Source organism: Streptomyces sp. UNOB3_S3, from assembly GCF_020740895.1.
Classification (GTDB): domain Bacteria; phylum Actinomycetota; class Actinomycetes; order Streptomycetales; family Streptomycetaceae; genus Streptomyces.
In genome coordinates this window covers 1-5,205 of the sequence record NZ_JAILXP010000454.1, presented here as the reverse complement: position 1 = coordinate 5,205, position 5,205 = coordinate 1, and the positions used below count along the sequence as shown (strand labels likewise).

The window sequence follows — 5,205 nt, the reverse complement described above, 5'->3', positions numbered from 1 at the left end:
CCGTATGGGTGTTACCGGGCACCCTGTAACGGCGGGGAGCCCGGGAACACCCATACGGAAAAGGTGACGACGCATGGCACCGGCCGCGGCGGCCACGAATGGTCTGAGGTTCGACTGCGGGCGGCTCTGCCTGGACCTGCTGGCCACCGCCGAGCCGCCGGACCGGCTCGACGGCCCCCGGCGCTTACAGGCGTGGCTGCTCGGGGCCGGGGTCGTCCCGCCGGGCACGCCGCTCGACGCCGTGGACGGGGCGTGGCTCGCGCGTTTCCAGGCCGCCCGGGAGCTGCTCGCGCGCGTCGTGCACGCCGAGCTCGACGGGGACGGCCGGGCCGCCGGGCCCGACCTGGAGCGGGTGAACGCCCTCGCCGCCACCGCGCCGCCCGCGCCCGCGGCCGCCCGGGGCGCCGACGGGCGGCTCGTCCGGCGCCTCGCCGGCGCCCCGGACTGCGGAGCCCTCCTCGGGCAGGTCGCCCGCGACGCCGTCGACCTGCTCACCGACCCCGTCGCCCGTGGGCAGCTGCGCCGCTGCGAGGGCGAGAACTGCCCGCTGATCTATCTCGACACCTCCCGCGGCCGCCGCAGACGCTGGTGTTCCAGCGAGGTCTGCGGAAACCGCGAGCGCGTGGCCCGGCACCGCCGCCGCACCAGCGAGCCCCTGACGCGGTAGGCGCCCCCCGGACGGTTGCCCCGGGACGGTGAACGGGATCCCGCCGCCGTCCGTACTCCTGGTCGAAGGGCCGTGGCACGGCCACGGAACCGGCGGCGACACCGGCCCCGCGCTCTCGACCAAGGGGGAAGGCTTGCGCAAGGATGCCGTCGTGGCTGACAGGACCAGTCCGGACGAGGACCTGATGCGGTCGCTCTACGAGGAGCACGCGGGCCCCCTGCTCGCCTTCGTGCTCCGGCTCGTGGCGGGCGACCGGCAACGGGCGGAGGACGTCGTCCAGGAGACGCTGCTGCGCGCCTGGCGCAACGCCGACCGGCTGCGCGGCGCCACCGGCTCCGTACGGCCCTGGCTGGTCACCGTCGCCCGGCGCATCGTCATCGACAACCACCGCAGCCGGCAGGCGCGGCCCCCCGAGGTGGACCCGGGGCCACTGGAGCTGCTGCCCGCCGCCGACGAGATCGACCGGGCCCTGCGCCTGATGACGATCTCCGACGCGCTGGGCGACCTTTCCGAAGCCCATAGAGAGGCCCTGATCGAGACCTATTTCAAAGGACGTACCGTGAGCGAGGCGGCGGAGGCGCTGGGAGTACCGGCCGGGACCGTACGGTCCCGGGTGTTCTACGCGCTGCGCTCCATGAGGCTCTCGCTCGAGGAACGAGGAGTGACGGCATGAACCGGCCGGCACCGCACCATGAGCACCCGCACCAGGACGACGAGCACACCGCCGTCGGCGCCTACGCGCTCGGCGCGCTGGACGAGGCGGACACCGCCCGTTTCGAGGAGCACCTCGCCGGCTGCCCCCGGTGCGCCGCCGAACTGGAGACGCTCATGGGCCTCACCCCGCTCCTCGCCGAGCTCAAGGAGGCGACCCCCGGCCCGGCGGCCCTCGCGCCGGAGCCCCGCCCCGAACTGCTGGACCGGCTGCTCGACGACGTCACCGTGACCCGCAGGGCACAGCGCACCCGCCGGCTGTGGCTGGTCGCCGCCGCCGTCGCCCTGATCGTCGCCGGACCGCTGGCCGGCGCCGCCCTCACGTCGCAGGACACCGGCCAGGGCCACACCGGCGTGAGCGCCGCGAAGCAGATGTACGACGAGGGCGAGAAATACGGCGGCGTCACCGACCCGGTCACCCGGGTGAACGCCACCGTGTCCGTCCAGGACAAGGCCTGGGGCACCCATGTCGTGCTCAAGCTCGGCAATGTCAAAGGCCCGCTGACCTGCGATCTCGTCGCCGTCGGCAAGAACGGCAAGGAGCAGGTCGCCACCACGTGGGCGGTCCCGGAGGCCGGCTACGGCATCGACAAGGGCGACAAGGGCGACAAGGACACGAGCTACAAGGAGCCCCTCTACACCCACGGCGGTGTCGCGTTCAGCGAGAAGGACATCGCCCGTTTCGAGATCCGCACCCTCGACGGCAAACACCTGGCGACGATCACGCTGTGACGCCCCGCCTACGCCCTGCTGTGATCGAGGAAAGGGCGATCCGTCAACAGCCGACACTCGTGGCAAACCCCTCATGTCCTGACAGGTGCGCTCAGTACCCCTGTTCGCGTACGGTTGACGGCTGCCCTACGCACAGCAGAAGGGGGCCTGGGTGGCCGCGCAGAACGCCACACACGCGCACGTGGCGACAGGATCGGCGACGGAGTCCGAGGGGACCCGGGACCGTGAGATCGGTGCCGAACAGCACCATCTCGACCGGGTGTACCGACGCCTCGAGGAGAAGATCCACGAGGCGGAGTTCCTCATGGACGACGCGGCCAAACGAGGCCAGGTCGGCACCCCCGGAGCGCTCGCCGAGCGCGACGCCCAGGTGTTCCGCGCGGGTGTGCATCTCAACCGGCTGAACAACGAGTTCGAGGACTTCCTCTTCGGCCGGATCGACCTCCTCCTCGGCAAGGACGGAAAGAAGGGCCCCGACGGCGCCTACACCTCCGTCGAGCCCGCCGACGACGCCGTGAGCGGCGACCGGGCCGAGATCGCCGAGACCCTCCACATCGGCCGCATCGGCGTGCTCGACGCCGACTACTCCCCGCTGGTCATCGACTGGCGGGCCCCCGCCGCCGCGCCGTTCTACCGGGCCACCCCGGTCGCCCCCGGCCGGGTCGTCCGCCGCCGGGTCATCCGTTCCAAGGGCCGCCGGGTCCTCGGCGTCGAGGACGACCTGCTCCGCCCGGAGCTGCGCGCCACCCTCGACGGGGAGGCCCTGCCGGTGGTCGGCGACGGCGCCCTGATGGCCGCGCTCGGCCAGGCCCGCAGCCACACGATGCGCGACATCGTCTCCTCCATCCAGGCCGAGCAGGACCTGGTCATCCGCGCCCCCGCCGCCTCGGTCACCGAGGTCGAGGGCGGCCCCGGCACCGGCAAGACCGCCGTCGCCCTCCACCGCGCCGCCTACCTCCTCTACCAGGACCGCCGGCGCTACGCGGGCGGCATCCTCGTCGTCTCGCCGACCCCGCTGCTCGTCGCCTACACCGAGGGCGTGCTGCCCTCGCTCGGCGAGGAGGGCCAGGTCGCCATCCGCGCGGTCGGCAACCTCGTCGACGGCGCCGAGGCCGAGATCTACGACGAGCCGGACGTCGCCCGGATCAAGGGCTCCTCCCGGATGGTCAAGGTGCTGCGCAAGGCGGTCCGGGGCGCCCTGGACGTCCCGCGCTCCGGCGCGCCCGTGCCCGAGCGGCTGCGCGTCGTCGCCTTCGGCGCCCGGATCGAGCTGGAGGCCGACGAGCTGCGGCGCATCCGGAACGCGGCCCTCGGCGGCACCGCCCCGATCAACCTGCTGCGCCCCCGCGCCCGCCGGCTGATCCTGGACGCCCTGTGGTCCAGGTCCGGCGGCCCCCGCCGCTACACCGACCCCGAGCTCGCCGCCGAGGCCCGGTCGGCCTTCGACGAGGACATCGTCACCGAGGACTCCTTCACCGACTTCCTCGACGCCTGGTGGCCCGAGCTCACCCCGCGCCGGGTGCTGGCCTGCCTCGCCGACGAGAAGCGGCTGACCCGCTGGTCCCGCCGGGACCTCAACCCGCGCGAGACCCGTCGGCTGGCCCGCTCGCTGCGCCGCCTGGACGCGGCCGGCCGGGGCCCGCTGTCGGTGCACGACGTGGCGCTGCTGGACGAGCTGGAGATGCTGCTCGGCGTCCCGGCCCGCCCCAAGCGGCCGCGCGAGGCCGACCCGCTCGACCAGCTCACCGGGCTGGAGGAGCTGATGCCGCAGCGCTCGGAGTCGCGCCGCGAGCGGGCGGAGCGGCTGGCCGAGGAGCGCCGCGACTACGCGCACGTCATCGTCGACGAGGCCCAGGACCTGACGCCCATGCAGTGGCGGATGGTGGGCCGCCGCGGCCGCCACGCCACCTGGACGATCGTCGGCGACGCGGCGCAGTCCTCCTGGTCCGACCCCGACGAGGCCGGCGCCGCCCGGGACGAGGCGCTGGGCACCCGCCCGCGCCGCCGCTTCCGGCTCACGGTCAACTACCGCAACCCGGCGGAGATCGCGGAGCTGGCGTCGAAGGTGCTGGCGCTGGCCATGCCGGGGATGGAGTCCCCCTCGGCCGTGCGCTCCACCGGCATCGAGCCCCGCTTCGTGGTCGGCGGCGCGGACCTCGCCGCGTCCGTGCGCGCGGAGGCGGAGCACCTGCTGGCGGACGTGGACGGCACGGTCGGCGTGGTCGTCCCCATGGGCCGCCGCGCCGAGGCCCGGGAGTGGCTGGCCGGGCTGGGCGACCGCGTGGTGGTGCTGGGCAGCCTGGAGGCCAAGGGCCTGGAGTACGACGCGACGGTCGTGGTCACCCCGGCCGGGATCGCCGACGAGTCGCCGGCCGGTCTGCGGGTGCTCTATGTGGCGCTCACCCGGGCCACGCAGCGGCTGACGGTGGTCTCGGGCGAGCGGGACGACCCGGACGAGCTCGGGGTGCCGGACCTGCTGCGCGACTGAACGGGCGCCGGTGAACGGGGGCGGTGAACGGGCTCCGGCGTGGGCCGGATGGCCGGACCCGTGCGTCCGAACGGCCTGTTCCGGCCGCCCGTACGGCCCGTTCTCCCGGCGGAACGCTCCACACGGAATCAGTTCAGCGGACTGTTTGTTAGCCTGGTTACGACACCGGCTCGATCCAAGCCCCCGGGCCCAACCTTCGTCGCTACGAGCGACCACTTGCCGCGAGGCGAGCATGGCGGGTCGGTGTCGCTCCTCGTGAGCCGACGGGCGTTCTTTCCTCGCGGAAAGGGCGCCCGTCGGTTTTGTCTTCCCAAGATTCCGGAAGCTTTCTTCCGGAATGAGGGCCGAGTTACCCCCTACTCGCCGGTAGGTGGGACGATCGAACGTCTCGTCCTCCACGGGACATGTCGCGTCTTCGTGACGCGAACCACGGCGAAGCGATCGAAACAAGCGAAGAACAGCGAAAGCAGGGGAAAGCGGCCATGGCAACGGCGCCTAGCGTCTCGTACTCGATGACGGTCCGGCTGGAGGTTCCCGTGTCGGGGACCGCGGTCAGTGAGCTGACCACGGCCGTGGAGTCCTCCGGTGGGTCGGTGACCGGTCTGGA

4 protein-coding genes are annotated in these 5,205 nt (G+C 73.3%); all 4 read left to right on the top strand.

Going from position 1 to position 5,205, the window contains the following annotated elements; genetic code table 11:
- Positions 1–73: 73 nt before the first annotated feature.
- The 4 genes from K6I33_RS31540 to K6I33_RS31525 all read left to right on the top strand — a co-directional run bounded on the left by K6I33_RS31540 (position 74) and on the right by K6I33_RS31525 (position 4,598).
- The gene (locus K6I33_RS31540; RefSeq protein ID WP_229357968.1) at positions 74–667 is read left to right on the top strand and encodes an ABATE domain-containing protein; all 594 of its coding nucleotides are present in this window, start codon (positions 74–76) and stop codon (positions 665–667) included.
- Between the two features lie 133 nt (positions 668–800).
- The gene (locus tag K6I33_RS31535; RefSeq protein ID WP_275126822.1) at positions 801–1,340 is read left to right on the top strand and encodes a sigma-70 family RNA polymerase sigma factor; all 540 of its coding nucleotides are present in this window, start codon (positions 801–803) and stop codon (positions 1,338–1,340) included.
- Positions 1,337–2,110, top strand: coding sequence for a zf-HC2 domain-containing protein (locus K6I33_RS31530; protein ID WP_229357967.1), 774 nt, complete (start codon positions 1,337–1,339; stop codon positions 2,108–2,110). The genes K6I33_RS31535 and K6I33_RS31530 overlap by 4 nt, the downstream gene beginning before the upstream one ends.
- A gap of 181 nt (positions 2,111–2,291) precedes the next feature.
- On the top strand, positions 2,292–4,598 hold the full coding sequence (locus K6I33_RS31525) for a UvrD-helicase domain-containing protein (RefSeq protein WP_229357966.1): 2,307 nt from the start codon (positions 2,292–2,294) through the stop codon (positions 4,596–4,598).
- The last annotated feature ends 607 nt before the right edge of the window (positions 4,599–5,205 follow it).

Coding starts and splice junctions, on each gene's coding strand:
- K6I33_RS31540 (WP_229357968.1), top strand. CDS start 74: ATGGCACCGGCCGCGGCGGCCACGAATGGTCTGAGGTTCGACTGCGGG.
- K6I33_RS31530 (WP_229357967.1), top strand. CDS start 1,337: ATGAACCGGCCGGCACCGCACCATGAGCACCCGCACCAGGACGACGAG.